Annotated in this window: 29 protein-coding genes and 1 tRNA gene; 12 read left to right on the forward strand and 18 right to left on the reverse strand. The window is 68.4% G+C overall.

What is annotated here, in order from left to right:
- Positions 1 to 9: 9 nt before the first annotated feature.
- The 10 genes from ABY44_RS31005 to hemN all read right to left on the reverse strand — a co-directional run bounded on the left by ABY44_RS31005 (position 10) and on the right by hemN (position 10,112).
- Positions 10 to 885, reverse strand: a complete 876-nt coding sequence (locus ABY44_RS31005; RefSeq protein WP_060174666.1) for an urease accessory protein UreD — start codon at positions 883 to 885, stop codon at positions 10 to 12.
- Positions 886 to 1,049: 164 nt separating this feature from the next.
- Positions 1,050 to 1,742 carry an urea ABC transporter ATP-binding subunit UrtE gene (urtE, locus tag ABY44_RS31010; protein WP_060174667.1) on the reverse strand — a complete coding sequence of 231 codons (693 nt, stop codon included), beginning with the start codon at positions 1,740 to 1,742 and terminating at the stop codon, positions 1,050 to 1,052.
- Positions 1,743 to 1,746: 4 nt separating this feature from the next.
- The gene (gene urtD, locus ABY44_RS31015) at positions 1,747 to 2,604 is read right to left on the reverse strand and encodes an urea ABC transporter ATP-binding protein UrtD (protein WP_027788161.1); all 858 of its coding nucleotides are present in this window, start codon (positions 2,602 to 2,604) and stop codon (positions 1,747 to 1,749) included.
- Complete coding sequence (urtC, locus tag ABY44_RS31020) at positions 2,601 to 3,788, reverse strand: urea ABC transporter permease subunit UrtC (protein WP_021161913.1); 1,188 nt, start codon at positions 3,786 to 3,788, stop codon at positions 2,601 to 2,603. Before urtC ends, urtD begins: the two co-directional genes overlap by 4 nt.
- Before the next feature lies 1 nt (position 3,789).
- A complete protein-coding gene (gene urtB, locus ABY44_RS31025; protein ID WP_059695927.1) occupies positions 3,790 to 5,409 on the reverse strand; it encodes an urea ABC transporter permease subunit UrtB in 1,620 nt (539 codons plus the stop codon).
- Between the two features lie 139 nt (positions 5,410 to 5,548).
- Positions 5,549 to 6,856: an urea ABC transporter substrate-binding protein gene (urtA, locus tag ABY44_RS31030; protein WP_059685649.1), complete on the reverse strand. Its 1,308-nt coding sequence runs from the start codon at positions 6,854 to 6,856 to the stop codon at positions 5,549 to 5,551.
- A gap of 437 nt (positions 6,857 to 7,293) precedes the next feature.
- On the reverse strand, positions 7,294 to 7,617 hold the full coding sequence (locus ABY44_RS31035) for a rhodanese-like domain-containing protein (protein WP_011351193.1): 324 nt from the start codon (positions 7,615 to 7,617) through the stop codon (positions 7,294 to 7,296).
- Positions 7,618 to 7,631: 14 nt separating this feature from the next.
- Positions 7,632 to 8,288 carry a protein-L-isoaspartate O-methyltransferase family protein gene (locus tag ABY44_RS31040; RefSeq protein ID WP_021157052.1) on the reverse strand — a complete coding sequence of 219 codons (657 nt, stop codon included), beginning with the start codon at positions 8,286 to 8,288 and terminating at the stop codon, positions 7,632 to 7,634.
- A 104-nt stretch (positions 8,289 to 8,392) separates the two neighbouring features.
- Positions 8,393 to 8,650 carry a hypothetical protein gene (locus tag ABY44_RS31045; protein WP_060174668.1) on the reverse strand — a complete coding sequence of 86 codons (258 nt, stop codon included), beginning with the start codon at positions 8,648 to 8,650 and terminating at the stop codon, positions 8,393 to 8,395.
- Between the two features lie 70 nt (positions 8,651 to 8,720).
- Positions 8,721 to 10,112, reverse strand: coding sequence for an oxygen-independent coproporphyrinogen III oxidase (gene hemN / locus ABY44_RS31050; protein WP_027788157.1), 1,392 nt, complete (start codon positions 10,110 to 10,112; stop codon positions 8,721 to 8,723).
- 172 nt (positions 10,113 to 10,284) lie between these two features.
- On the opposite strand from hemN, the gene ABY44_RS31055 reads away from it, so the two are divergent.
- The 3 genes from ABY44_RS31055 to ABY44_RS31065 all read left to right on the forward strand — a co-directional run bounded on the left by ABY44_RS31055 (position 10,285) and on the right by ABY44_RS31065 (position 12,092).
- Positions 10,285 to 10,602: a YkgJ family cysteine cluster protein gene (locus tag ABY44_RS31055; RefSeq protein WP_034195806.1), complete on the forward strand. Its 318-nt coding sequence runs from the start codon at positions 10,285 to 10,287 to the stop codon at positions 10,600 to 10,602.
- On the forward strand, positions 10,599 to 11,180 hold the full coding sequence (locus ABY44_RS31060; RefSeq protein WP_060174669.1) for a DUF1439 domain-containing protein: 582 nt from the start codon (positions 10,599 to 10,601) through the stop codon (positions 11,178 to 11,180). Before ABY44_RS31055 ends, ABY44_RS31060 begins: the two co-directional genes overlap by 4 nt.
- Positions 11,181 to 11,261: 81 nt before the next feature.
- A complete protein-coding gene (locus ABY44_RS31065; RefSeq protein ID WP_060174670.1) occupies positions 11,262 to 12,092 on the forward strand; it encodes an undecaprenyl-diphosphate phosphatase in 831 nt (276 codons plus the stop codon).
- A gap of 111 nt (positions 12,093 to 12,203) precedes the next feature.
- On the opposite strand, the gene trmB is transcribed toward ABY44_RS31065, so the two are convergent.
- Together trmB and ABY44_RS31075 are read right to left on the reverse strand one after the other, a co-directional pair.
- A complete protein-coding gene (trmB, locus tag ABY44_RS31070; RefSeq protein WP_021157058.1) occupies positions 12,204 to 12,971 on the reverse strand; it encodes a tRNA (guanosine(46)-N7)-methyltransferase TrmB in 768 nt (255 codons plus the stop codon).
- Between the two features lie 133 nt (positions 12,972 to 13,104).
- Positions 13,105 to 13,179, reverse strand: a tRNA-Gly gene (locus ABY44_RS31075).
- A 256-nt stretch (positions 13,180 to 13,435) separates the two neighbouring features.
- Here ABY44_RS31075 and ABY44_RS31080 point away from each other — a divergent pair.
- From ABY44_RS31080 to ABY44_RS31090, 3 genes are all read left to right on the forward strand, one after another.
- Positions 13,436 to 14,341: an Imm72 family immunity protein gene (locus tag ABY44_RS31080; protein WP_060174671.1), complete on the forward strand. Its 906-nt coding sequence runs from the start codon at positions 13,436 to 13,438 to the stop codon at positions 14,339 to 14,341.
- Between the two features lie 235 nt (positions 14,342 to 14,576).
- The gene (locus ABY44_RS31085; protein WP_027788152.1) at positions 14,577 to 14,921 is read left to right on the forward strand and encodes a cupin domain-containing protein; all 345 of its coding nucleotides are present in this window, start codon (positions 14,577 to 14,579) and stop codon (positions 14,919 to 14,921) included.
- Positions 14,922 to 15,292: 371 nt separating this feature from the next.
- Positions 15,293 to 16,453, forward strand: coding sequence for an enolase C-terminal domain-like protein (locus ABY44_RS31090; RefSeq protein ID WP_060174672.1), 1,161 nt, complete (start codon positions 15,293 to 15,295; stop codon positions 16,451 to 16,453).
- 11 nt (positions 16,454 to 16,464) lie between these two features.
- Here the strand turns inward: ABY44_RS31090 and ABY44_RS31095 are convergent, their stop codons facing one another.
- From ABY44_RS31095 to ABY44_RS31105, 3 genes are all read right to left on the reverse strand, one after another.
- Complete coding sequence (locus ABY44_RS31095) at positions 16,465 to 17,091, reverse strand: LysE/ArgO family amino acid transporter (RefSeq protein WP_060174673.1); 627 nt, start codon at positions 17,089 to 17,091, stop codon at positions 16,465 to 16,467.
- A 124-nt stretch (positions 17,092 to 17,215) separates the two neighbouring features.
- Positions 17,216 to 17,557 carry a DMT family transporter gene (locus ABY44_RS31100; protein WP_027788149.1) on the reverse strand — a complete coding sequence of 114 codons (342 nt, stop codon included), beginning with the start codon at positions 17,555 to 17,557 and terminating at the stop codon, positions 17,216 to 17,218.
- Between the two features lie 123 nt (positions 17,558 to 17,680).
- Positions 17,681 to 18,601, reverse strand: coding sequence for a LysR substrate-binding domain-containing protein (locus ABY44_RS31105; protein WP_060174674.1), 921 nt, complete (start codon positions 18,599 to 18,601; stop codon positions 17,681 to 17,683).
- 170 nt (positions 18,602 to 18,771) lie between these two features.
- On the opposite strand from ABY44_RS31105, the gene ABY44_RS31110 reads away from it, so the two are divergent.
- The 3 genes from ABY44_RS31110 (at position 18,772) to scpB (ending at position 22,185) form a co-directional block, all read left to right on the forward strand.
- The gene (locus tag ABY44_RS31110; RefSeq protein WP_021157066.1) at positions 18,772 to 20,094 is read left to right on the forward strand and encodes an MFS transporter; all 1,323 of its coding nucleotides are present in this window, start codon (positions 18,772 to 18,774) and stop codon (positions 20,092 to 20,094) included.
- A 61-nt stretch (positions 20,095 to 20,155) separates the two neighbouring features.
- Positions 20,156 to 21,379 (forward strand): CaiB/BaiF CoA transferase family protein, encoded by a 1,224-nt coding sequence (locus ABY44_RS31115; RefSeq protein ID WP_060058332.1) that lies wholly within the window; start codon positions 20,156 to 20,158, stop codon positions 21,377 to 21,379.
- Positions 21,376 to 22,185, forward strand: coding sequence for a methylmalonyl-CoA decarboxylase (gene scpB / locus ABY44_RS31120; protein WP_060174675.1), 810 nt, complete (start codon positions 21,376 to 21,378; stop codon positions 22,183 to 22,185). The genes ABY44_RS31115 and scpB overlap by 4 nt, the downstream gene beginning before the upstream one ends.
- Before the next feature lie 83 nt (positions 22,186 to 22,268).
- Here scpB and ABY44_RS31125 read toward each other — a convergent pair whose 3' ends face one another.
- From ABY44_RS31125 to ABY44_RS31135, 3 genes are all read right to left on the reverse strand, one after another.
- Positions 22,269 to 22,811: a chromate transporter gene (locus ABY44_RS31125; RefSeq protein WP_060174676.1), complete on the reverse strand. Its 543-nt coding sequence runs from the start codon at positions 22,809 to 22,811 to the stop codon at positions 22,269 to 22,271.
- The gene (locus ABY44_RS31130; protein ID WP_060174677.1) at positions 22,808 to 23,419 is read right to left on the reverse strand and encodes a chromate transporter; all 612 of its coding nucleotides are present in this window, start codon (positions 23,417 to 23,419) and stop codon (positions 22,808 to 22,810) included. The genes ABY44_RS31125 and ABY44_RS31130 overlap by 4 nt, the downstream gene beginning before the upstream one ends.
- 150 nt (positions 23,420 to 23,569) lie before the next feature.
- On the reverse strand, positions 23,570 to 24,325 hold the full coding sequence (locus ABY44_RS31135; protein ID WP_059685625.1) for a DeoR/GlpR family DNA-binding transcription regulator: 756 nt from the start codon (positions 24,323 to 24,325) through the stop codon (positions 23,570 to 23,572).
- An 81-nt stretch (positions 24,326 to 24,406) separates the two neighbouring features.
- On the opposite strand from ABY44_RS31135, the gene ABY44_RS31140 reads away from it, so the two are divergent.
- The 3 genes from ABY44_RS31140 to ABY44_RS31150 all read left to right on the forward strand — a co-directional run bounded on the left by ABY44_RS31140 (position 24,407) and on the right by ABY44_RS31150 (position 26,445).
- Positions 24,407 to 25,006: an NUDIX domain-containing protein gene (locus ABY44_RS31140; protein ID WP_060174678.1), complete on the forward strand. Its 600-nt coding sequence runs from the start codon at positions 24,407 to 24,409 to the stop codon at positions 25,004 to 25,006.
- Positions 25,003 to 25,383, forward strand: a complete 381-nt coding sequence (locus ABY44_RS31145) for a hypothetical protein (protein ID WP_060174679.1) — start codon at positions 25,003 to 25,005, stop codon at positions 25,381 to 25,383. Before ABY44_RS31140 ends, ABY44_RS31145 begins: the two co-directional genes overlap by 4 nt.
- 189 nt (positions 25,384 to 25,572) lie before the next feature.
- The gene (locus ABY44_RS31150) at positions 25,573 to 26,445 is read left to right on the forward strand and encodes an SIR2 family NAD-dependent protein deacylase (protein WP_059695910.1); all 873 of its coding nucleotides are present in this window, start codon (positions 25,573 to 25,575) and stop codon (positions 26,443 to 26,445) included.
- Positions 26,446 to 26,601 lie beyond the last annotated feature (156 nt).

Below are 26,601 nucleotides of genomic sequence, written 5' to 3' on the forward strand. Positions count from 1 at the left end.
CGACCGTGCTCAGGTTTGCCAGAGGCGCAGCGGCCGTGCGTCGACGCCGTGCACGATCGGCCGCAGATGCAGCCAGCAGTCGGTGAAGTGGCGTTGCAGCGCTTCCATCGACGTCGACAGCGCGCGCACCAGCACGACGCCGGGCGTCACGCAGGTCGCGCTCGCGCGCAGCGTGGCATCGAACGGCATCCGCGCGGCGAGCGATTCGGCGAGCGCGGCGTCGCATGCGGCACCGGCGGCCCACAACGTGCCGTACACCGGAAAGCCGGCGAGGCCCTGCAGCGCACCGCGCAGCGGATCGTGCGCGTCGAGCAGCGCGCGTTCGGTCCACAGCGGCCGACCGTCGGCATCGACGAGCGCCGCGCTCGACACGATGCGGCCGGCCGACCAGGTTTCGCCGGCCGCCTGCCGGCCGAGCTGCGTCGCGTCCCAGCCGATCGCGCTTGCCCCCGTGCCGAGCTTCACCGTGAAAGCGAGCGACGCATGCGCCGCGTCGAAGAACAGGTTGTTCTGCGGCAGCCAGTCGAGTTTCGCGTGGTCGCCGACCGTGATGCCGATGCGCTGCGTCGCGTCGAGGCCGTTCGACTTGTACCACTTGGTCGCGCCGGGCGTGGTCAGCACCGCGTGCGTGCCGCTGCCGAGCGCGATGTCGATGTCGAGCCGGTCGCCGCCCGCGACGCCGCCCGGCGGGTGGACGATCACCGCATGGCAGATCGCGTCGCCTTCCGGATACAGCGGCCGTTGCACGCGCAACGGGCCGTCGTGCAGCCGGTGGGCGAGCGTCGTGCGTGCGCCGTGCCGCTCGAAGCCGAGTTCGAGGCGGCCGCGCCACGATTTGGCGACGGCAGGGCGGGACAGCGGGGCGTGGGAATCGGGGGCAGACATCGGCGGGAAGCAGGGGACGGGCGCAGGGATCGAGGATGCTACCGCAACACTATACGCCTGGGTGTTCCGGTTGCTGGACGCGGTGAAGCGGAGAGGCGATGACGCCGGCGATCGCATGACGTGCATCGATCGCCGGCACCGCGCAGCGGCGCAATCGTGCGCCGCTACACGGCGATCAGCTCGCGCACGCCGTTCGCGTCCATGTCCCGCGCGTCGCCGCCCGCGACGATCTCGCCGCGGCTCATCACCCAGTAGCGGTCGGCGATCGACTGGGCGAAGTCGTAATACTGCTCGACGAGCAGCACGGTCATCTTCGCTTCGTCGACGAGCTGGCGCAGCGTGCGGCCGATATCCTGGATGATCGACGGCTGGATGCCTTCGGTCGGCTCGTCGAGGATCAGCAACTGCGGTTCGCTCATCAGCGCGCGGCCGATCGCGAGCTGCTGCTGCTGGCCGCCCGACAGGTCGCCGCCGCGCCGCGTGCGCATGTCCTTCAGCACCGGGAACAGGTCGTAGATGCGATCGGGCACCTTCGACGGTGCTTTCCGGCTCGCCGCGCCGACGAGCAGGTTCTCCTCGACGGTGAGCCGCGGAAAGATGTCGCGGCCCTGCGGCACGTACGCGAGCCCGGCCGCGACGCGCGCGTACGGCGGCATTGCACCGAGCGCGGTGCCGCGCCACGACACGCTGCCGCTTTTCGCGGCGACGACGCCCATTAGGCAGCGCAGCAGCGTGCTCTTGCCGACGCCGTTGCGGCCGAGCAGCACGGTGAGCTTGCCGTCGTCGGCGGCGAGGCTGACGTTGCGCAGGATATGGCTGCCGCCGTAGTACTGGTTCAGTGCTTCGATCTTCAGCATTGCATCAACGTCCGAGATAAGACTCGATCACCGCGTCGTCGCGCTTGACCTGGTCGAGGGTGCCTTGCGCGAGGACCGCGCCTTCGGCCATCACCGTCACGCGGCCCGTGTCGCCGGCGAGTGCCGCGACGAATTCCATGTCGTGCTCGACGACCATCATCGAGCAGGTGCCGCGCAGCGTGTTCAGCAGCTCGGCGAGCTCCATCGTCTCGTGGTCGGTCATCCCGGCCGCCGGTTCGTCGAGCAGCAACAGCGCAGGGCGCTGCATCAGCAGCATGCCGATCTCGAGCCGCTGCTTCTGCCCGTGCGACAGCTCGCCCGCCGCGCGATACGCGTCGCTTTCGAGGCCGATCAGCGCGAGCGTCTCCTCGATCTTCGCCTGCGCGGTGCGGTCGAGCCGCGCGCGCAGCGACGCGAGCCAGCCCTTGTCGGTCTGCATCGCGAGTTCGAGGTTTTCCCACACCGGATGCTGCTCGAACACGGTCGGCTTCTGGAACTTGCGGCCGATGCCCGCGCGCGCGATCTCCGGCTCGTTCATTCGCGCGAGGTCGATGGTCTGGCCGAGAAACACCTTGCCCGCATCGGGGCGCGTCTTGCCGGTGATCACGTCCATCATCGTCGTCTTGCCCGCACCGTTCGGGCCGATCACGCAGCGCAGCTCGCCCGCGTCGATCGCGAGCGACAGCTTCTTCAGCGCGCGGAAGCCGTCGAAGCTCACCTCGATGTCCTCGAGGTAGAGGATCGTGCCGTGCGACGTGTCGATGCCCGGCGGCACCACGCGCCCCATCGATGCGGTGCCGCTGACGGCGAGCAGCTCGTCCTCGGGCGGCGGCGTGAACTGGTAGAGGGCCGTTCCGTTCATGCGCGTTTCCCCTTCGCGAGCACGGTTTCGACGAGGCCCATGATCCCGCGCGGCAGCAGCAGCGGCACGAGCACGAAGATCAGGCCGAGGAAGAACAGCCAGTATTCGGCGAAGTAGGCGGTAAACAGGCTCTTCGCGCCGTTCACCGCGAACGCGCCGACGATCGGCCCGATCAGCGTGCCACGGCCGCCCACCGCGACCCAGATCGCCATCTCGATCGAGTTGCCGGGCGACATCTCGCCGGGATTGATGATGCCGACCTGCGGCACGTACAACGCGCCCGCGATGCCGCACAGCACGGCCGACACGGTCCACACGAACAGCTTGTACGCGAGCGGGCTGTAGCCGAGGAACATCAGCCGCGTCTCGCCGTCGCGCACCGCGGTGACCACGCGCCCGAGCTTGCTGGTGACGATCGCGCGCGCGGCGATGAACGCGAGCACGAGCGTCGCGAACGTCAGCAGCAACAGCACCGTGCGCGTACCGGGCGACGTGATCGCGAAGCCCGCGATGCGCTTGAAGTCGGTGAAGCCGTTGTTGCCGCCGAAGCCCGTCTCGTTGCGAAAGAACAGCAGCATCGCGGCGAACGTCAGCGCCTGCGTGATGATCGACAGGTACACGCCTTTCACGCGCGAGCGGAACGTGAAGAAGCCGAACACCCAGGCGAGCACGGCCGGCACGAGCACGACGAGCGCGAGCGCCCACGCGAGATGCTGCGTGCCGCTCCAGTACCACGGCAACTGGTGCCAGTCGAGAAACACCATGAAGTCGGGCAGGTCGCTGCCGTACTTGCCGTCGCGGCCGATCTCGCGCATCAGGTACATGCCGATCGCATAACCGCCGAGCGCGAAGAAGAGGCCGTGGCCGAGGCTCAGGATGCCGCAGTAGCCCCACACGAGATCGAGCGCGAGCGCGGCGATCGCGTAGCACATCAGCTTGCCGGCGAGCGTCATCGCATACGCGGACAGATGGAACGCGCTCGACTCGGGCGCGACCAGCGCGGCGAGCGGCACGCCGATGCCGATCGCGATGCACAGCGCGATCAGCGCGAGCCACGCGCGGCGCGACAGCAGCGCGGGGCGGGGCGGCAGGCCGAGCGCGAAACCGTTCTCCGCACGCGCGGCGGCTGCGGGCTTCGGCGCGTCGGCGAGCGGCTTCGACAACGAATCGGTGATTGAAGTCATGTCACGCCTCCGCGCTGCGGCCCTTCGGGGCGAACATGCCCTGCGGACGCTTCTGGATGAACAGCACGATCATCACGAGCACCGCGATCTTCGCGAGCACGGCGCCCCAGAACGGCTCGATCGCCTTGCTGACGAGACCGAGCCCGAAGCCGCCGAGCACGGTGCCGGCGATCTGCCCGACACCGCCGAGCACGACGGCCATGAACGAATCGATGATGTAGTTCTGGCCGAGATCCGGGCCGACATTGCCGATCTGCGACAGCGCGCAGCCGCCGAGGCCCGCGATGCCGGCGCCGAACGCGAAAGCGTACGCGTCGACGCGTGCGGTCTTCACGCCGACGCACGCAGCCATCCGGCGGTTCTGCGTGACCGCGCGCACGAACAGCCCAAGGCGCGTCTTCGTCAGCACGGCCCACGCGACGAACACCACCGCGAGCGCGAACGCGAGGATCACGAGGCGGTTGTACGGCAGGATCAGGTTCTGCATCACCGTCACGCCGCCGCTCATCCACGACGGGTTCACGACCTGCACGTTCTGCGCGCCGAACAGCATCCGCGTCGCCTGGATCAGGATCAGGCTCACGCCGAAGGTGGCGAGCAGGGTCTCGAGCGGGCGGCCGTACAGGTGCCGCAGCACGAGCCGTTCGAGCACGATGCCGACCAGCGCGGCCGTCACGAACGACACCGGCACGGCGACGAGCGGATACCAGTCGAACGCGCCGGGTGCGTAGCGCTGGATCAGCGTCTGCACGACATAGGTTGCGTACGCACCGATCATCAGGAATTCGCCGTGCGCCATGTTGATCACGCCGATCAGCCCGTACGTGATCGCGAGGCCGAGCGCGGCGAGCAGCAGCACGCTGCCGAGCGACAGCCCCGCGAACAGCGTGCCCGCGATCTCGCCGCGGCGCTGCAGCGAGTGCAATGCGTCGAGCCCTTGCTGGGCGGCGTCGCGCACACGCGCGTCGGGCTCCGCGTAGCTGCCGTCGGCATTCTTCGCGACGAGCGGGCGCAACTGCTCGATCATGTCGAGATCGCGGCGCGCGGCCACCACCTGCACGGCTTCGAGGCGCTTCGCCGGATCGGCGTCGTGCAGCGCGGCGATCGCCCACAATGCATCGAGGCGGCGCTTCAGCGTGGGATCCGTTTCCTTTGCGCGCGCTCGGTCGATCATCGGCTTGAGTGCCGGGTCGGGCGACTTCAGCAGCGCATCGATCGCGTCGCGGCGCGCGGCGACGTCGGGCGACGCGAGCGCGAGCCCCGACAGCGCGCCAGCGATTTTCGTGCGCAGCAGGTTGTTCAGCATCACGGGCTGAGCGTCGCCGGCCGGCGTCGCGGCCTGCGAGAGCGCATCGTGTGCGGTGTCGCCGGACTGGATCAGCAGGCGGCCGTCGCCGGTCGCGAGCGCGTCGCCGCTCGACAGCGCGTTGAGCAACGCGACGGCGCGCGGATCGGGATCAGCGGCGAGCCGTTCGACCGCGGCCGTCTTCGCGTCGAAGTCGTCGCCGGCGAGCGCGGCGGTATCGGCAGCCGTCAGCGCGAACGCGGCGCGAGGCAATCCGCCCGCGAGGGCGGCGCACGCGACGATCGCGACGGCGGCTCGGCGAAAGCGTGTAGGCATCGGGAAATCCTGTCGGACGTGGAAGGCGGATGCAGGCGGCGATGCGCGGGCGCGTGCGGTGCGTCGGCAAGCGCGCCTGGTACAGCGGCGCCTGCAAGCGGGCGGAGCATCGCGCCGGTGCGCGACGCCCCGCGTCGCGTCAGGCGAGCGCCGTGCGCTGCCGGCGCAGGAACGCCGGGATCGACGTGACGATGTCCGGCTTGCCCTGGTTACCCGCGATGTACGGGCTCCACGGTTGCGCGCGCACGGCCGTCTTCGTCTTCCACACGACGTTGAACTGCCCGTCGCCGCGGATCTCGCCGATCATCACCGGCTTGTGCAGGTGATGGTTGCCGTCCATCGCGAGCGTGAAGCCCGACGGCGCGGCGACCGTCTGGCCGATCATCGCGACGCGCACCTTGTCGACGTCGGTGCTCTTCGCCTTCTCGACGGCCTGCTTCCACATGTGGATGCCCACATAGGTCGCCTCCATCGGGTCGTTGGTCACGCGCTTCGCGCCGCCCGGCAGGTTGTTCGCCTTCACCCATGCGGCGAACTGGTCCTTGAACTTCGTGTTGGTCGGGTTCTTCACCGACATGAAGTAATTCCACGCGGCGAGGTGGCCGACCAGCGGCTTCGTGTCGATCCCGCGCAGTTCCTCCTCGCCGACCGAGAACGCGACGACCGGCACGTCGGTCGCCTTGATCCCCTGGTTGCCGAGCTCCTTGTAGAACGGCACGTTCGAGTCGCCGTTGATCGTCGAGATCACGGTCGTCTTGCCGCCCTGCGAGAAGTTCTTGATGTTCGCGACGATGGTCTGGTAATCGCTGTGGCCGAACGGCGTGTAGACCTCCTGAATGTCGGCGTCCTTCACGCCCTTCGATTTCAGGAACGCGCGCAGGATCTTGTTGGTCGTGCGCGGATACACGTAGTCGGTGCCGAGCAGGAAGAAGCGCTTCGCGCTGCCGCCTTCCGCGCTCATCAGGTACTCGACGGCCGGGATCGCCTGCTGGTTCGGCGCCGCACCCGTATAGAACACGTTGCGGGACATTTCCTCACCTTCGTACTGCACCGGGTAGTAGAGCAGCCCGTTCAGCTCCTCGAACACCGGCAGCACCGACTTGCGCGACACCGACGTCCAGCAGCCGAACACGCACGCGACCTTGTCCTGCGTGAGCAGCTGGCGCGCCTTCTCGGCGAACAGCGGCCAGTTCGACGCGGGATCGACCACCACGGGCTCGAGCTTGCGGCCCATCACGCCGCCGCTCTTGTTGATGTCGGCGATCGTCATCAGCGCGGTGTCCTTCAGCGACGTCTCCGAGATCGCCATCGTGCCCGACAGCGAGTGCAGGATGCCGACCTTGATCGGGCCGGTGCCCGCGTCGGCCGCGTGCGCGAACGGGCTCTTGCCCGCGAGCGCAAGCGCGCCGGCCATCGAACCGAACTTCAACAGACTGCGACGTTTCATCGGGTTCCCCTTGACGTGTTGGATATGCGTGCGCCTTGACGGCGTCGGCCAACGGATAACGCAAGGCATGTGCCAGTCGTGCGGATGCACGCCCGGCGTGCCTGCGCGGGGCAGGGCGGGGCGTCGCGACGGGGCGCATGACGCGTCGTGCAGCATGCGCGGTCCGTCGCGGTGCAGGGTCGCGGGCGGAAATGGTGCACGGTCGGGGTTCCCCGTTCCGGTGCCCGCGTGCGGTGCGGGAACGGTCGTGCACCATGACTTCGCGGCAAGCGGGGCGGCGCGGGCGCGGCGCGGTGCCGTCGCAGGTCGGATGACGCCGAGACGAACCGGCGCGGGAATGAAAAACGGGCGCGCCATGCGCGCCCGTTCGGCGGGTCGGTATGACCGGCGGCGATGTGCCGGCCGGTGCGGCGGCGCGCGATGCGCCACCGGCGGGATCAGTAGCGCGGTACGGACGGATCGACGTCGCGCGACCACGCGTCGATTCCGCCTTGCAGGTTGTACAGCTTCGTGAAGCCGCGCGACTCGAGGAACATCGCGACCTGCGCGCTGCGCATCCCGTGATGGCACACGCAGACGATTTCCGCTTCGTCGTCGAGTTCTTCGCTGCGCGCGGGAATCTGCTGCATCGGGATCGACACGCTGCCGGCGATGTGCGCGGTCGCGATTTCCCACGGTTCGCGCACGTCGAGCACGACCGGCGCGGGGCGCGCCTTGTCGCCGAGCCATTCCGCGAGCATCGCGGCGGTCAGGATCTGCATGGAGGCTCCGCCGCTCAGAACTTGAAGCGCGACGGCTCGATCGCGTTGACGAGGTGGTCGATGTAGGTTTCGAACACGTCGGCGACGCGGTACTGCTTGTCGTCGATGCGCGTGATGATCTGCGCCTTCATCACCGGACGGCCGCCGACGAATGCCGACAGGCGGCCGCCGACCTTCAGTTGCTCGAGCATTTCCTGCGGCACGACGGGCAGGCCGCCCGCGACGCAGATCACGTCGTACGGCGCCTTGCCGGCCCAGCCGCGCGAACCGTCGCCGAGGACGACTTCCGCGTTGGTCACGCCGTCGTTGCGCAGGTTGTCTTCCGCGAACTTCGCGATGGCCGGATCGATCTCGACGGCCGTCACGTGCCGGGCGCGATGCGCGAACAGCGCGGCCAGGTAGCCCGAACCGGCGCCGATCACGAGCACGTTCTCGTGCTTCTTGACGGCCAGCTCCTGCAGCACGCGCGCTTCGACGCGCGGGAACAGCATCTTGCTGGTGCCGCCCGGCAGCGGCAGTTCGAGGTCGGCGAACGCGAGATCGCGATATTCGGCCGGAACGTAGTTTTCACGCTTGACGATCGACAGCAGGCCCAGGACGTCGAGATCCAGCACGTCCCACGGCCGGATCTGTTGTTCGATCATGTTGAAACGCGCGTTTTCGATATTCATGGTGTGGTCACGCAGCCTGGTCGGCCATCAGCGGGGATAGAGAAACTTCGTGATTGTACCAAACGGGGCGGCTGCAAAGCCTTCAGGCGGCCTGCAACAGACCTTTACCCCTTGCTCTTCCTGATCTGCGCCTCGAATGCGAGGTCGAGCTTGCTCGCCTTGCGCGGTTTCTTGGGGCCGAATTCGTCGACGAACTTGACGAACGCGTCGAGCGGCAGCGGCTCGCAGCGCTTCTCGGCGGTGCCGCCGGAGCGGTCGACGAGATAGAACAGGCCGCCCGCCATTGCGACGGCCGCGAAATGCGGGTTGCCGGAGCGGGTCTTCAGGCGTTCGACCGCGTGGGTCGCTTTGGTGGTGCGCATCGTGCGGATTCTGGCGGGGCGTAAGCCCCACACTGTATCAAACCGGCCGTCCGCATGCGCCCGGCCGACCCTAGACCGTGCGTGAATACCGCTGCTGCTGCGTTTGCCCGAGATACGCGTCGAACGCCATCGCGATGTTGCGCACGACCATCCGGCCGGCCGGATGGATCGTCAGGCGGTCGCCCGCGATCGTCAGCAGCCCGTCGCGCTCGAACGGGCGCAGCGCGTCGAGCTCGCGCGCGAAATGATCGGCGAAGCGGATGCCGTGTGCGGCCTCGACATGCGAGAACGGCAGTTCGAGGTTGCACATCAACTGCGTGATCACGTCGCGGCGCAGCCGGTCGTCGGGCGTGAGCCGCACGCCGCGCGCGATCGGCAGGCGGCCCGCGTCGAGCGCGGCGCCGTAGGCGGGCAGGTCCTTCGCGTTCTGTGCGTAGACGTCGCCGACCTTGCCGATCGACGACACGCCGAAACCGACGAGGTCGGTATCCGCGCGCGTGCTGTAGCCCTGGAAGTTGCGTTGCAGCGTGCCGTTGCGCTGCGCGCGCACGAGCTCGTCGGACGGCCGCGCGAAGTGATCCATCCCGATGTACACGTAGCCGGCCGACGTCAGCATGTCGATCGCGAGGCCGAGCAGCGCGATGCGCGTTTCCGGCGGCGGCAGCGTCGCATCGTCGATCTGCCGCTGCATCTTGAACAGGTGCGGCATGTGCGCGTAGCCGAACACCGACAGCCGGTCGGGCGCGAGTTCGATGATCGTTTCCAGCGTGCGCGCGAAGACGGCAACGGTCTGGTGCGGCAGCCCGTAGATCAGGTCGACGCTCACCGAATGAAACCCCGTCGTGCGCGCGGCGGAGAGCAGGTCGGCCGTCATCGCGCGCGGCTGGACGCGGTTGATCGCCTGTTGCACCGCCGGGTCGAAATCCTGCACGCCGAGGCTCAGCCGGTTGAAGCCGATATTGCGCAGGTGGACGAGCGTGGCGGGCGTGACCGTGCGCGGATCGATCTCGATCGAGAATTCGGCGTCGGCATCCGGCGCGAGCGCGAAGTGCTCGCGCGTGGCCGCCATCAGTTCGGCCGTTTCGTCGTCGGACAGGAAGGTGGGTGTGCCGCCGCCCCAGTGCAGCTGCGTGACCGGGCGCGCGGGATCGAACAGCGCGGCCTGCAGCGCCATCTCGCGCTTGAGCTGCTCGAGATACGGGCGCGCGCGGCGGCGGTTGTTGGTCGCGATCTTGTTGCAGCCGCAGTAGAAGCACGCGGTATTGCAGAACGGGATGTGGAAGTACAGCGACAGCTCGCTCGACGAGGCGCCGGGGTCGCTCGCCGCGCGCAGGTAGTCGGCCGGGTCGAAATCGTCGCGGAACTGCAGCGCGGTGGGGTACGACGTATAGCGCGGCCCGTTCGCGCCGTATTTCGCGAGCAAATCGGGACGGAACATTGAGTCGGCAGAACCGGAACGCATGATGGTCTCGCGCTTTTTAGATGCTTTCGAGTATATAAACGCGCGATTGGGCTGCATTGTGTAATAACGTCGCAGCCGGCGATGGCACAATGCGGGGTGGGGCTGCCGGCACCGCGTCCGGTTGCCGCACCGTTTTTTGTTGTTCGTTCGAGAGAGCCGAGTGTCCGTCGAAATGCCTGTCCGCCCGGCGCCTGCCGATGTCCCGCCTCCGCATGCGTGCCGCGAGGGCTGCGGCGCGTGCTGCATCGCGCCGTCGATTTCCAGCCCGATTCCGGGCATGCCCGACGGCAAGCCGGCCGGTGTGCGCTGCGTGCAGCTCGGCGACGACCTGCGCTGCCGGATCTTCGGCCGCCCAGAGCGGCCCGCGTGCTGTTCCGGGCTGCAGCCGGCCGCGGACATGTGCGGCGCGTCGCGCGACGACGCGCTCGCGTGGCTCACGCGTCTCGAGGCCGCGACGCGGCCGTCGCAACCAGGAGAGTGTTCAGCATGACCGCACCTTGCGCGCCGGGCCGGCGCCGTTTCCTCGCCGCAACCGTCGGCGCCGTCGGCGTGACGCTGTCGCTCGCCGCGTGCGCGTCGACCTTCCCGTTCATCCCCGATCACTACACGTTCTCGCGCGGCGACGTGCAGAAGGCCGTCGCCCGCAAGTTCCCGTACCAGAAGACGGTCGCGCAGGTCGTCGACGTGTCGCTCGCGAACCCGGCCGTCAACCTGCTGCCCGACCAGAACCGCATCGCCGTGCAGCTCGACGCGCATTTCGCGAGCCCGTTCCTGCGCGCGCCCGTCAGCGGCAAGTTCACCGTGTCGGGCCAGCTTGCTTACGATGCACCGAGCCGTTCGGTGGTGCTGAAGTCGCCGGCCGTCGACAGCCTCGCGCTCGACGGAGACGCGCAGATGTACGCGCAACAGGTCGGCGCGGCCGCGGGCCTGCTCGCGACGCAGTTGCTGACCAACTATCCGATCTACACGTTCAAGCCCGAACAGCTGCAATTTGCCGGGGTGAACTACGAACCCAGTACAATTACGATTCTTACAAACGGCATACGCGTGGCGATCGTCGAAAAGTGATGACGAACCGCGCCCGGCCGGAGGGGGGCCGCGCGCGGAAGAGTGGCCCATTCATTCGACCATTTCGGAGTTGGGCCACGGATGGACTGGATCCTGATCTGCAAGGCTTTGATCCTCGGCGTCGTCGAGGGGCTGACGGAATTCCTGCCGGTGTCGAGCACCGGTCACCTGATCGTCGCGGGCAGCTTCCTGAATTTCAACGATTCGCATGCGAAGACTTTCGACGTCGTGATCCAGTTCGGGGCGATTCTCGCGGTCTGCTGGGAATACCGGCAACGGATCGCGTCCATCGTATCCGGGCTGCCCAGCCGGCCCGATGCGCGGCGCTTCACGCTGAACGTCGTGATCGCGACGATTCCCGCGATCGCACTCGGCCTCCTGCTCGAGAAGAAGATCAAGGCCGTGCTGTTCTCGCCGGTACCCGTCGCGTTCGCGCTCGTCGTGGGCGGGGCGATCATCCTGTGGGCCGAGGCGCGGCAGCGTGAACGCAGCGAGCCGCCGCGCGTGGTGTCGGTCGACGCGCTGACCCCGCTCGATGCGCTCAAGGTCGGCATCGCGCAGTGCTTCGCGCTGATTCCCGGCATGTCGCGCTCGGGCTCGACGATCATCGGCGGGATGCTGTTCGGTCTCGACCGGCGCGTCGCCACCGAATTCTCGTTCTTCCTCGCGATTCCGATCATCTTCGGCGCGACGCTCTATGAAACCGTCAAGGACTGGCAGGCGTTCACCGTCGATTCGCTCGGCCTGTTCGCGCTTGGCCTCGTCGCCGCGTTCGTCAGCGCGTTCGTGTGCGTGCGCTGGCTGCTGCGCTACGTCGCGACGCACGATTTCACGGTGTTCGCGTGGTACCGGATCGCGTTCGGGCTGTTCGTGCTGCTGGTCGGGTACAGCGGCTGGCTGAACTGGACGTGACGCGGACACGGAGGCGGGCGCACCTCCAATGAGAAAAGCCCGATCGGCAGATAACCGATCGGGCTTTTTTAATCCGGATCCGGGCGGCGTGCGCCGCCGCAGCGGGAAGGCTCAGCCTGCGCGCTTGCGGAACACCAGGTCCCACACGCCGTGGCCGAGGCGCAGCCCGCGCCGTTCGAACTTCGTGACCGGGCGGTAGTCGGGGCGCGGCGCGTAGTCGGCGGCGGTGTTTTCGAGCGTCGGTTCCGCGCCGAGTACTTCCAGCATCTGTTCGGCGTAGTTCTGCCAGTCGGTCGCGCAGTGAATGTACGCGCCGGGCTTCAGGCGCGACGCGAGATGGGCGACGAGCGGCGGCTGGATCAGCCGGCGCTTGTGGTGGCGCGCCTTGTGCCACGGGTCGGGGAAGAAGATGTGCACGCCGTCGAGACTTTCCGGCGCAAGCATGTGCTCGAGCACCTCGACCGCGTCGTGCTGGATGATGCGGATGTTCGGCAGATCCTGCTCGCCGATCAGCTTCAGCAGCGCGCCGACGCCCGGCTCGTGCACTTCGACGCCGAGGAAGTCGTCGCCGGGGCGGTTCGCGGCGATTTCCGCGGTCGACGCGCCCATCCCGAAGCCGATCTCGAGGATGCGCGGCGCGCTGCGGCCGAACACCGCATTCCAGTCGGGCAGCTCCGGCGCATACGGCACCACGAAGCGCGGGCCGAGTTCGTCGAGCGCGCGGCGCTGGCCGGTCGACACGCGGCCGGCGCGCGTCACGAAGCTGCGGATGCGGCGGTGGTGCAGCGGATTGACGGCGTCGGCGCCTTCGGCGGCTTCGTCGGGAATGGCGTCGTCGTGCGGCGGCAGGCCGGCTTCGTTCGGATCGTCGTGCATCATCGGTACAGAGAAAGGCTCGGTTGCGGGCGAGGGCCCGTTGCGCGCAGCAGTGCGCCGGGTGAACCGGCACATGGTACAAAAAAGCCGCCTTCGACGAGGCGGCTTTTGCGCAGGCTGCGATGCAGCCGGAAAGTGGAGCGGGCGATGGGAATCGAACCCACGTCATCAGCTTGGGAAGCTGAGGTAATGGCCATTATACGACGCCCGCAGAACGCGCAATTCTACAGGGGTTCGGGTGGGGATGGCAAGCGGGTGATTTGGCGCAGGGCAACTGACAGGGCTCGATGCCGGACCGGCGGCGTCGCGCGCAGTGGCGGGGTGAGCCCGCGCTATCCACGGGATCTACCGTCCAGGCTGAAGGCACATCCCATCGGCGCGCTGTAGCATCGGAGCCGAATTTCAACGGCCCGATGGATGTGCCGCATAGCCGATGGCGGCAAACAATCGACGGACGAACAGGTTCAATGATGTTGAATATTTTGACCATGACCCCCGAGCAGGAACAGGATGCGCGGGCAAAGGCTTTTTATCTGCTCAAGAAATGGACGAGTGTCACGTTCCTGGAATACGCCGTTGGACTTTATCGGGACTTTCTCGGCGCGTACGCAAAACAACTGGACACACCGAGCCCAAATCAGGTCGAGCTTGAGGAAGCCTACACGCATGATTTCTCGGGGGCACTGGTGCGCATGGATCTGGGCATCGATGCATTGCGGCGAGGTCTCGACAAACGAGCCGCATACGACGCGTTGGTTAGAGGAAGCCAGCACGGTGGCGACCTGTTGTTTGGACGGAGTGCGCTTGAAATCGGTCGTAAATACGATCCGTTTTTTCATTCGCTGGGACTGAAGGACACCAATTTTTCGGACCCGGTGTATGCCACCGGGTTCGTGGAGGGGGTATGGATCGAGAGATTGATTTGCTACGCGCTCAAGTGCACGGTCGGATTCGGTTATACCGGGATGCTCGCATACGGAACACGTGCGGATGGCGGGACCCGCGTATTTGAGCACTGGACCTATGAATCCATGTTCGAAAACGCGCCCCTTCCTGCTTGGCGATATTGGCCACCCGGTCGCACCTATCCTGCATCGCTTCCTCCCTGTCCGCCGAAGAACGAATCCGCAAGCGGCGAGGTTTGCAGCGACCAGGAGATTCCTGTCGAGGGGATCTGGGAGCCGTGGTTTGCGTCCGGCAAGGTGGGCTGTCTGAGCTACTTCCTCAAAGGCAGTGTTGCCCACAAGTACCTGTTGGAAGGTACGAACGACGAACATGCGGTGCGCTGGCGGCTGCTGTGGGAAGACAAGCGTTACCGGGACGGCAGCATTCCGGCGGAGGAGGAAACTTACTTCCCCAAGCCTGTCGCCTGACCGACGCTATGGGGCCTGCCAGGAGAGCCTTGTCCGCGCACCGGTTACTGACAAAGCCCGACCGCATCGTCAGGCAGCACCGCAGCGCCAACGTCGAACGAAACGCGCCGGCCGTGCGCGTGCCCGCGGGCCGGTGTCGAAAATAGACGAGTCGGTGTCGGAAGCATGCAAGTCCCGACCACGCTTTCGCACTAACGTGACAAGCCTCTTACACGAACGTTAGTCTGGAGCTGACATGTCCGATTTCATCACCGTTTTGCGCGAAACCTGCCCGACGCCGGTCCTTGACGCGACCAAGTGGAAGCGTATCGGCGGCGATCCGCACACCGTGAACCTCAACGCATACCTCTCCAAGGACGGCAGCAAGATCATGGGTACCTGGATCTGCACGCCGGGCAAGTTCGAGGTGAACTACGAAAAATGGGAGTACTGCCACTTCCTCGATGGCTACTGCATCATCACACCGGAAGGCGAGGAGTCGGTGCACCTGAAAGCCGGCGACGTGTTCGTGATCGAACCCGGCATGAAGGGGACCTGGGAAGTGGTGGAGACGGTGCGCAAGTACTTCGTCTTTGCCTGAGCGGGCCGGTAGATTCGAGCCACGCGTACCGTCGTCGTCCGGATACCTTCGAGGTTCGCGCCCTCCGGGCGACTGCACGTTTTCGCGCGACAGCGTAGCCGATGCGGTGTGCGCGGTGGGCCGGGGCATTCGTATCGAGGGGCGCGGTCAAAGCGCCAGCCCCGGCGACGCGGTCGACCGCGTGCTCGTTCAAGCCGGCACACACCGGCGCATTCCGTCCAGCCGGTGCGCCGGCCGATTCGAAAAGGCGATCGCCGCGCCGTCCTGCGCGTCATCGCCCAAACCCCTATGATGCAGCGATCCGCCCACCGTTCCGGTCGCATCGCGTACCTCGTTCGCTTGCGCCGGTCGCCACCCCCGGAATCCCGACCATGCGTATCACCGACATCCGCGAACGCACGATTCCCGTCTCCCGCTATGCCGACCCGGCCATTCCATCCGGCGGCCTGACGACGAGTGTCGTCGCGCTCACCACCGACGTCGTGCGTGACGGCCGCCCCGTGACGGGCTACGGCTACGCATCGGTCGGCCGCTTCGCGCAGGGAGGCCTGATCCGCGAACGGTTCGCGCCGCGGCTGCTGGCCGCCGCCGACGCGCTCGCCGACGAAGCCGGCACGAACCTCGACCCGTTCCGCGCGTGGCGCGCGATGATGGCCGGCGAAAAGTCCGGCGGACACGGCGAACGCTGCGTGGCGATCGGCGCGCTCGACATGGCGATCTGGGACGCCGCCGCGAAAATCGCCGACCTGCCGCTCAATCGCTTTCTGGCCGACCGGCTTGGACGCACGGCGGCACCGCGCGTGCGTGTGTACGCGGGCGGCGGCTATCGTTATCCGCACGACGATCTCGCGCGCCTGTCGGACGAGATGCGCCGCATTGCCGACCTTGGCTACACGCACGCGAAGATCAAGATCGGTGGCGCGGACGTCGCTCAGGACAGCAGGCGCATCGAAGCGGCCGCCACGCAGTTGGCGGACAGTTCGCATCTCGCGGTCGACGCGATGAACACGTACGACGCGACGACCGTCGATATTGCCGCTGCGATGCTCGAGCCGTTCGGCCTCTGGTGGTTCGAGGACATCTGCGATCCGCTCGACCTGCCGCTCCAGGCAGGCGTCGCCACGCGCTACGCGCCGCCGATCGCGGCCGGCGAAGCGCTGTTCTCGCTCGCGGAAGCGAAGCTGCTCGACCGCTACGGCGGCCTGCGTCCCGACCGCGACGTGCTCGTGTTCGACCCGGTGCATTGCTACGGGCTGCCGGGATACCTGCAGATCGTCGAGCACTTCGCATCGCGCGGCTGGCGGCGCGACGCGTTCTGGCCACATGGCGGCCACCTGTTCTCGCTGCATGTCGTCGCAGCGCTCGGGCTCGGCGGTGCGGAAGTCAATCCGTTCGCGTTCGATCCGTTCAGCGGGCTCGCCGATGGCGAAACCGTCGACGCAGGTTTTGCGCGCACGCCGCAGGCGCCGGGCATCGGTTTCGAACTGCATGCCGACGCGCATCGCGCGTTTCGCGCGGTATCTGGCCGTTGACACCCGAAGCGCTAAAGCGCATCGATCGCGAAACGCACCGCGAAGCCGAGCATCATCGTCGCGACGAACAAATCGAGCACGCGCCACGCCAGCGTACGGGCAAACCACGCACGACACGCGCGTGCGCCATAGGCGAGCATCAGGAACCACGCGAGCGAAGCCGCCACCGCGCCGAACGCGAACGGCGCGCGTTCGGCGGGCGCGTGACTCACGATCACGGTGCCGAGCAGCAGCACGGTATCGATCCACGCATACGGATTGAGCAGCGACACGGCGGCCGTCGCGAGCAGCGTGCGCGACAGCGCGGGGGCGTGGCGCGCGTGTGAGTCGTCGACGTGCTCCGGCTGCCGCCGCCGGATCGCCGAGCGCAGCGCGAGCAGGCCATAACCGGCGAGATAGGCGATACCGGCCCACAGCGCGGCCGATACCACACCGGGATGCCGCGACAGCAGTGCCGACAACCCCTGCGCGCCGAGCACGATCAGCAGCGCGTCGCTGCCTGCGCAGACGAGGGCGATGGAGAGGAGATGGGGGCTCGAGATCGAGCGCTTGATGACGAAGGCGTCCTTGGGGCCGACCGACGTGAACAGGCCGGCGCCAAGCAGCAGGCCTTCGATGAAGGCGGAGGTGTCGAGCACGAGCGGGCCGACAACCTCTTAAGCTGAACCGGTGATGGTTACGATGAACGAAACGTTAAGGGGCGCGCGGGGGCGGTGTCAATGCCCCCTGGCGCCCATGCGTCGACGACCGGCAGGCCACCGGTCAGTGCGTCGCCGCCTCGCCGAGGTTGAGCGCGACGAGCGCACAAACGGTCAGCGCGATGCCGGCGAGCTTCAGCGACGACACCGCTTCGTCGAAGCAGACGATGCCGATCACGGCCGTGGCCGCGGTGCTGGCGGCAGCCCAGCTCGCGTACGCGAGCCCCATTTCGAGCCGCTTCGTCGCGAGCGCCATCAGCCAGACGGCGCAGGCATAACAGACGACGGTGAGCGCGGACGGGAGCGGGCGGGAAAAGCCGGCCGAGTATTTGAGGCCGACGGAGCCGAGCACTTCGGCGAGGACACTGACGCCCAGCAGAAGCCAGGCAGACTGGAGCGGGGACACGAACGGCCTCCTTCCCCCGACGCTTATACCGAGCGGCGAGGAGAAGTGGAGGTGTCAGCGGTACCCAGGATGAAAGGAGCTTAGTCCACACGGCGCGGCAGGGCAACGCATGCCGCCTGCCCGTCACGCCTGCCCGGCCGCCCACTCCGGCCGCTGCCCGAGCGTGTCGAACAGCCGGACGATCTCGGCTTTCACCTTCTGCACCGCGTTGCTGACGAGCGCCGTATCGTGCCAGCACAGCGACAGGTCGCGCGCGAACAGCCGATGCGCGACCGTCGACAGCTTGAGCTTGCGCTCCTCGATCTCGACGTGCGCGGCCGTCCACGGCAGGATCGTCACGCCGAGCTGCGCCATCACGGCCGCGAACAGCAGCCCGGTCGAGCTCGCCTCGAAGCCGATCTCGTACGACAGCCCGGCCTCGCGCATCGCCCATTCGACACGGTTGCGGATCGTGTTCGGCGCGCTCGGCAGGACGAGCGGCATCCGCGCGATCGCGTCGAGCGGCACGGGATCGTCCGGCACCGGGAATTCGGGCCACGTGATCAGGTACAGCGTTTCCGTCAGCAGCCGGTGGATCGCGATGCCGCGCGTCTCGACCGCGTCGACGACGATCGCGAGATCGAGCCGCGCGCGTTCGAGCAGCGTGTCGAGATCGGCGCTCGGCGCCTCGATCAGTTCCAGCATGATGCCCGGGTAGCGGTCGCGCACCGCGCGGGCGAGCGGAATGGCCAGCACGCGCGCGGTGCTCGACGGCATCCCGACCGTCACGCGGCCCTGCGGCGTGTCGGCGTCGCGGCGCAGCAGCTCGCGCGTGCCGTCGGCCTGGCGCAGCAGTTCGAGCGCATGCCGGTACAGCGTGCGGCCGGCGGCGGTCGGCGCGACGCCGCGCACGCTGCGTTCGAGCAGCTGCATCCCGAGATCCTGTTCGAGATTGCGCATCTGCTGGCTCACCGCCGGCTGCGCGACATGCAGCGCCTCGCTCGCATGCGTGACGTTGCCGCATTCGACGACCTTCACGAAATAGCGCAACTGCCTCAAGTCCATCGCCGTCGTCTCCCGATTCAAGCCATAAGCCAATCCGATCGAGCAAGATGAATATCATATTTTTCCCCGATCGATGGGGTTTCTATACTCGTCTCACACAAGAGCCAGCCTGCCGGCCATCCCGGACCGGACGCGGCAAAAGTGCCGGCCCCGCCGGCAAGGAGACGAAGATGTTCAAGGCGATCGACGCGCCGGCGGCCGGCGCGAAGCCGCGGCGCACGCCGCTCACGCGCGAGCAGGTCAAGGGCTTCTGGGCCGTGTATGCGGGCTGGGTGCTCGACGGCGTGGATTCGGTGATCTACGCGCTCGTGCTGATTCCCGCGCTGACCGAACTGCTGCCGGCGTCCGGCATCGCGGCGACGCCCGCGAATCTCGGGATGTACGGCTCGATCCTGTTCGCGCTGTTCCTGATCGGCTGGGGGCTGTCGTTCATCTGGGGGCCGCTCGCCGACCGCTTCGGCCGCGTGCGCACGCTCGCCGCGAGCATCCTGATCTACTCGGTGTTCACCGGCGCGGCCGCGTTCGTGCACGACGTGTGGGCACTGGCCGCGTGCCGTTTGATCGCCGGGATCGGCGTCGGCGGCGAATGGGCGCTCGCGGGCACCTACGTGGCCGAGAGCTGGCCGGAGGACCGCCGCAAGATGGGCGCCGGCTACCTGCAGACGGGCTACTACTTCGGCTTCTTCATCGCGGCGTGCCTGAACTACACGATCGGCGCGACCTACGGGTGGCGCGCGATGTTCCTGTGCGGGCTCGCGCCCGCGCTGCTCGCGGTGTTCACCGTGATGCGCGTGAAGGAGCCCGGCCAGTGGCGCCGGCACGACGCACGCGACGGCGACGTGGCCGACGCGCGGCGCGCGCATCCGCTGCGCGAGATTTTCGCGCCGGCCTTCCTGCGCCGCACGCTGACGAGCGCGAGCCTGGTCGGCGTCGCGATCGTCGGGCTGTGGGCCGGCTCCGTGTACGAGGCGAGCGCGGTCACGACGCTGGCGGCGCGTGCTGGCATCGATCACATCGGCGCGCTGCGGCTCGCGTCGATCGGCGCGGCGATCCTGTCGTGCGCGACGATCGCCGGCTGCCTGGTTGCGCCGTGGCTCTCCGAACGGCTTGGCCGGCGCACGGCGCTCGGTGTGTATTTCGCGGGCATGGCCGGTTCGATCGTGTTCGCGTTCGGCTGGGCGTTCTACCAGCCGAACGGGCTCGCGGCATTCATGGTGTCGCTCGCGTTCCTCGGTTTCTTCGGCGGCAATTTCGCGATCTTCTCGTTGTGGCTGCCCGAGCAGTACCCGACACGCGTGCGTGCCACCGCGTTCGCGTTCAACGCATCGGTCGGCCGCTTCATCGGCGCAGGCGTGAACTTCCTGCTCGGCGCCGCGATTCACGGTTACGGATCGCTCGGCGTGCCGGTCGCATGGACCGCGGCCGCGTTCGGGCTCGGCATCCTGATCCTGCCGTTCGCGGTCGAAACGCGCCATCAGACGCTGCCCGAATGAGCGGTGCGCCGCGATCGTTCGGAAACAAGCCACACCCAGTCATCAATATCAGGAGTCCGGAATGCAGGCATTACAAGGAATCAGGGTCGTCGATCTGAGCCGCGCGCTGTCGGGGCCGTTCTGCTCGATGGTGCTCGCCGATCTCGGCGCCGACGTGATCAAGGTCGAGTCGGGGCCGCACGGCGACATGAGCCGCGCGTGGGGGCCGTTCGATCGCGGCGTGAGCACGTACTACCTGTCCTGCAACCGCAACAAGCGCGGCATCTGCGTGGATTTCCGGCAGCCGGCCGGCCTCGACGTCGTGCGCCGGCTGATCGGGCAGGCCGACGTCGTGATCGAGAATTTCAAGGCCGGCACGATGGACGCGATGGGGCTCGGTTACGCCGCGCTGAGCGCGCGCGATCCGCGGCTCGTGATGGGCAGCGTCACCGCGTTCGGCCCGCGCGGCCCGTTGCGCGACTGGCCGGGCTTCGACCAGATCGCGCAGGGCTACGCGGGGCTGATGAGCCTCACGGGTTTTCCCGACGGCGAGCCGACCCGCACGGGCACCGCGATCGGCGATCTCAGCTCGGGGATGTGGGTCGCGACCGGCGTGATGGCGGCGCTGTTCGAGCGTGAGCGCACGGGGCGCGGGCAGCATGTCGGCACGTCGCTGCTCGAAAGCCTCGTGTCGCTGCTGAGCGTGCACGGGCAACGCTACCTGAGCCTCGGCGACGTGCCGCGCCGCACCGGCAATGCGCATGCGGTGATCGCGCCGTACGGCGTGTTCGAGACGGCCGACGGGCCGCTCAACCTTGCGCCGATCACGACCGACATGTGGCTGCGGCTGTGCCAATTGCTGGATCTGCCCGAACTGCCGGACGATCCGCGCTTCGCGACCAACGATGCGCGTGTCGCGCACCGTGACGAACTGAAAGCGCTGCTTGAAGGCCGGTTGCGCACGCGCGGCAAGCGCGAATGGACGCAACGCTTCGTCGACGCCGGGCTGCCGGCGGGGCCGATCAATACGCTCGACGAAGTGTTCGACGATCCGCAGCTCGCGCATTGCGGGCTGGTCGAGCCGGTCGTGCATCCGACGCTCGGCACGCTGCGCCAGGTCGTCACGCCGCTCGGCGGGATGGGGGACGCGGTGCCGGCGCCGCGCACGCGCCATGCGCCGCCGCTGCTCGGCGAGCATACGGTCGACGTGCTGCGCGAAGCGGGCTACGACGACGACGCGATCGACACGCTGCTGGCCGGGCGCGCGATCTTCCAGGCGGAAGCGGTGGCGGAGGCCGTGCAATGAGCGACACGACGAAACACGATGGCGCGTCGCGCGTGACGGTCGACATGGTCGGCGAACGGATCGCGCGCGTACGGTTCGCGAATCCGGCGCGACGGCACGCGCTCGACGCGCCGTTGCTCGATGCGCTCGTCGCACGCCTCGATGCGCTGGCCGGACACCGTCCTCCGCCCGTCGTGATCCTGTCGAACGACGGCAGCGGCGACGTGTGGAGCGCGGGGCACGATCTGCGCGAGCTGGCCGACGATCGCGATCCGCTCGCGTACGGCAAGCCGCTCGAACGGGCGCTGCGGCGCGTGCGGACTTATCCGGGCGCGGTGATCGCGGCGGTGTCGGGGTCGGCGTGGGGCGGGGCGGTCGATCTCGTGATGAGCTGCGACCTGGTGGTCGCGGCGCGCGATGCGCGCTTTGCGATGACGCCCGCGAACATCGGCCTGCCGTATTCGACGAGCGGCCTGCTGCGCTTCCACGACAACCTGCCGATCCATGTGCTGAAGGAGATGTTCTTCTGCGCGCAGCCGCTCGATGCGGAACGCGCCGCGCATCACGGGCTCGTGAACCGGCTGGCGGAAGCAGGCGGTGTCGACGAGGCGGCGCTCGACGTCGCGCGCACGATTGCCGCCAAGGCGCCGCTCGCGGTGCACGCGGTGAAGGAGCAGTTGCGCGTGCTGCAGGACGCGCGGCCGTTGCCGGCCGACGCGTTCGAACGGATCGCCGAGTTGCGCCGGCACGCGTGCGAAGGCGAGGACTTCGACGAGGGGCTGCGCGCGTTTGCGGAGCGGCGCGCGCCGGTGTTTCGCGGCGGGTAGGGCCGGCGCAGGCCCGCCATTGGCGTGAACAGGCTCCCTGCGTTCACGTGCCCGAGCGGTTCCGCGATGCGAGGCGGCGTGCGTTACGCGCCGCCGATCGCGTGCACGCCGACGAGCAGCAGCGCGCCGATGGCGATCAACAACAGCGCATGGACGCGCGTAAACATCACGCACAGCGTCGACGCGACCGCGATCGCGCGCGCGGCCCAGCCGCCGTCGAGCGCCTGCAGCAGCACCCACACCGACGCGAGGATCATGCCGGCCGCGACCGGGCGCAGGCCGGCCTCGAGCGCGATCTGCCAGCGCGCGCCCTGGTGCCGCCGCCACAGATGCGCGACGCCGTAGATCAGGAACGCCGTCGGGCCGAACAGCGCGAGCGTCGCGATCACCGCGCCCCAGAAACCGGCCACCTGCCAGCCGATCAGCGTCGCCAGCAGCGAGCCGGGGCCCGGCGCCATCCGCGCGATCGCGAAATCGTTCACGAATTGCGTGGCGGTCATCCAGTGATGCACGTCGACCACCTGCCGCTGGATGTCGGCGATGATCGCCTGCCCGCCGCCGATCGTCGCGATCGACAGCGGCGCGAACACGCCGAACAGCGCGGCGTAGCGTTGCGATGCGGTCATCGTGTGTCACGCCCGGCCGGGGTGGCGGCCGCGCGGCGGTATTCGAGCGCGACGCTCAGCGTGCCGCCGACCAGCACGGTCCACACCAGCGGCCAGTGCAGCACCGCAACCGACACGAAGGTGAGCGCCGTCACCGCGAACGGCAGCGCGCGGCGCGGCAACCGACGTACGGCGGTGATCGCCATCGAGATCGACAGCCCGATCGCCGCGGCCGCCGCGCCGGCGAGCGCGACGTGCGTGAGCGGGAAGCGTGTGAGGGTCGAGAACGCGATGCCGAACAACACGATCAGCACGGCCGGCGGCGCGACGATGCCGGTGAAGCCGGCCACGGCGCCGCGCCATCCGGCGAGCCGGTAGCCGATCCAGATCGCGAGGTTCTTCACGTTGACGCCCGGCAGCGCCTGCGACAGCGCGAGGCCGTTGAGGAACGCCTCCTCGTCGAGCCAGCGGCGCTCGTACACGAAGTCGCGCATCATCCGGCCGCTGAGCCCGCCGCCGAAGCTGGTCAGGCCGATCTGCGAGAACGCAATGAACAGCGCGAGGACGCCGGGCGGCGGCGCATTGCCTGCGGGCGGCGCCGATGAAGAGGTGGCGGAGGGCGGTGGCATCGGGCGTGCGGTGCGTGGCGATTGGGCGGGCGCCCATGTTAGCAAGCGGACGCTGTCAGCACGCTGACATCGGCGAGGGGTTGGCGTGATGAAAGCACGCAGGTGATACGACGGACATATCCGGCCCATCCGCCACGGCCACAACCGACGCTACGCGCGCACGACCGTCACGCCCGCTGCTTCGATCGGCTTCGTCAACGCGGCGTCGGTTTCCTTTTCGACCACCACGGTGTGCGCCAGCGTCAGCTCGCCGATCACGAACTGCGACGCCGCGCGCAGCTTCGACTGCGACGCGAGCACGACGGTCTCGGCCGCGCGTTCGGCCAGTGCGCGCTTGATCGCCGCTTCCTCGAAATCGCCGGTGCTGAGCCCCGCAACCGGGTGCACGCCCGTCACGCCCATGAAGTAAAGATCCGCGTGGATGCGCGCAATGCCTTCCATGGCCGCCGCGCCGACGGCGACGATCGAATGCTTGTAGAGCCGCCCGCCGATCAGGATCACCTCGATCGACGGATGCGCGGCGAGCGCCACCGCGACACTCGGGCTGTGCGTGACGATCGTCGCACGCAGGTCGGCAGGCAACTGGCTGACGAGCAGCGCCGAGGTGGTGCCGCCATCGACGATCGCCACCTGCCCGGGCGCGATCATCTCCGCGGCGCGGCGCGCGATGCGCCGCTTTTCCGCCGTCTCGAGCGTTTCGCGCTGCGCGAACGGCGCAACGGCCGGCGACGCCGGCAGCGCACCGCCATGCACGCGCTGCAGCAGGCCCTCGGCCGCGAGCTCGCGCAGGTCGCGGCGGACGGTGTCTTCGGATACGCCGAATTGCGCGCTCAGCTCGACCGCCAGCACCTGGCCGTCGCGCGCGAGTGCGTCGAGGATCGCTTTCTTGCGTTGTGTCGTCAGCATCGGGTTTGCACGAATTTTCTTGAAATTGCACGAATCTGCACGTTACCATGGGCGCCGTCTTTTGTCGAACCGGAGGCTGCGATGGCTGCAATGCGGGACCGTGTCCGCATCGTCGATACGACGGTGCTGTCCGATGACTGGTATGTGCTGAAGAAGGTGACGTTCGATTTCCTGCGCCGCGACGGAACGTGGCAGCGCCTGAGCCGCGAGACCTACGATCGCGGCAATGGCGCGACCATCCTGCTGCGCAATGCCGATACCGGCGACGTGCTGCTGACGCGGCAGTTCCGGATGCCGGCGTTCGTCGGCGGACACGACGGCATGCTGCTCGAGGCCGCCGCCGGCCTGCTCGACGACGCGACGCCCGAAGCGCGCATCCGCGCGGAGGCCGAGGAGGAGACCGGTTACCGCGTGCGCGGCGTGCGCAAGGTGTTCGAGGCGTTCATGAGCCCGGGCTCGGTGACGGAGAAGCTGCATTTCTTCGTCGGTGAATACGATGCGTCGCTGCGCACCGGCGACGGCGGCGGCGTCGCGGAGGAGGGCGAGGATCTCGAGGTCGTCGAGATGCCGCTGCAGGCGGCGCTGGATGCGGTCGAGCGCGGCGAGATCGTCGACGCGAAGACGATCATGCTGCTCCAGTACGTCGCGCTGCGGGAAACCGCCGGCGCGCGCACGGCATGACGCCGCTGCTCGTGCTGGTCGCCGGCCCTTACCGCAGCGGCACGGACGGCGACCCCGCGCGCATCGCCGCGAACCTGCACCGGCTGGAGGAGGCGGCGCTCGCCGTGTATCGCCGCGGGCATGTGCCGATGATCGGCGAGTGGGTGTCGCTGCCGCTCGCCGTCGCGGCCGGGTCGCGACAGGTCGGCGATGCAGTCAGCGAGGCGTTCCTGTATCCGGCCGCGCACCGGCTGCTGTGCCGCTGCGATGCGGTATGGCGGATCGACGGCGCGTCGCGCGGCGCCGACGCGGATGTCGCCCTCGCGCGGCAGCTCGGCAAGGCCGTCTACTTCTCGGTCGACGACATACCGGTCGTGCAGGACGATCCGGATCGCTGAACAGGCGGGGAGGCGCCCGGCCATGGCGATGCAGGCGGCTTCGCGGATCGCTCGCCCGCACCGCCCGCGGCCGTGCGAGCGTCGCGTCATGCCGTTGCATCGTGCATGTCATGCATGCCGCGCCGCGCGCGAACCGGCGTATGATCGCGACGCCACCCGCGCACCGTCCGACGCCACCGACGCCCCGTCATGCCGCTCTCCGATTCCGCCGATTTCACTGCCGCCGCCGCCGCCGCGCAACTGCCCGCCGATCTCGTCGCCTCCGCCGTTGCCGCGCTCGCGCGCGCCGACGCATTGCTCGTGACGGCCGGCGCCGGTATCGGCGTCGATTCCGGGCTGCCCGATTTTCGCGGCACGGACGGGTTCTGGCGCGCGTATCCGGCGCTGCGCCACGAGCGCTTCGAATTCCACGAGATCGCGTCGCCGCACGCGTTCCGCGCGCGTGCGCCGCTCGCATGGGGCTTCTACGGGCACCGCCTCGCGCTCTACCGTGCGACGGTGCCGCATGCGGGCTTCGCGATCCTGCGCCGCTGGATCGACGCGATGCCGAACGGCGGCTTCGTCCTGACGAGCAACGTCGACGGCCAGTTCCAGAAAGCCGGCTTCGATCCGGCGCGGATCGTCGAGATCCACGGTTCGATCCACGCCATGCAGTGCCTGCGCCCCTGCTCGGACGACACGTGGGATGCGGCGCCGTTCGTGCCGGACGTCGACGAAACCACCTGCCGCCTCGTCGGCGAAATGCCGCGCTGCCCGCGCTGCGGCGGCCTCGCGCGGCCGAACATCCTGATGTTCGGCGACACCGGCTGGCTCGGTGCGCGCTACGACGCGCAGGAACGCGCGCTGGAAGACTGGATCGCGCGGGCCGGGCGTGTCGCCGTGGTCGAGATCGGCGCGGGCACCGCGATCCCGACCGTGCGCCTGCTGAGCGAACGGCTCGGCGCCGACGTGATCCGCATCAACGCGCGCGAAGCGCATGCGCGCCGGGCGGATGTGATCGGCCTGAAGGGCGGCGCGCTGGCGACGCTGGGCGCGCTCGACGCCGCCTGGCAACGCGCGTGACCGTGTGTGAACGGGCGGGCATCCCGGCGGCGGCGGCCGTTGCAGGCGCGACGCGAATCCGCATACAGTTCAGCCAGTGCCGCCCGCGTGCGGCCCGGACATCATCCCGGGCGACCGGGGCCGGCGGCTGAATCCAGCCGCTTCATCGAACGGGAG

Source organism: Burkholderia sp. ZZQ-2, from assembly GCF_050768715.1.
GTDB lineage: Bacteria > Pseudomonadota > Gammaproteobacteria > Burkholderiales > Burkholderiaceae > Burkholderia > Burkholderia cepacia.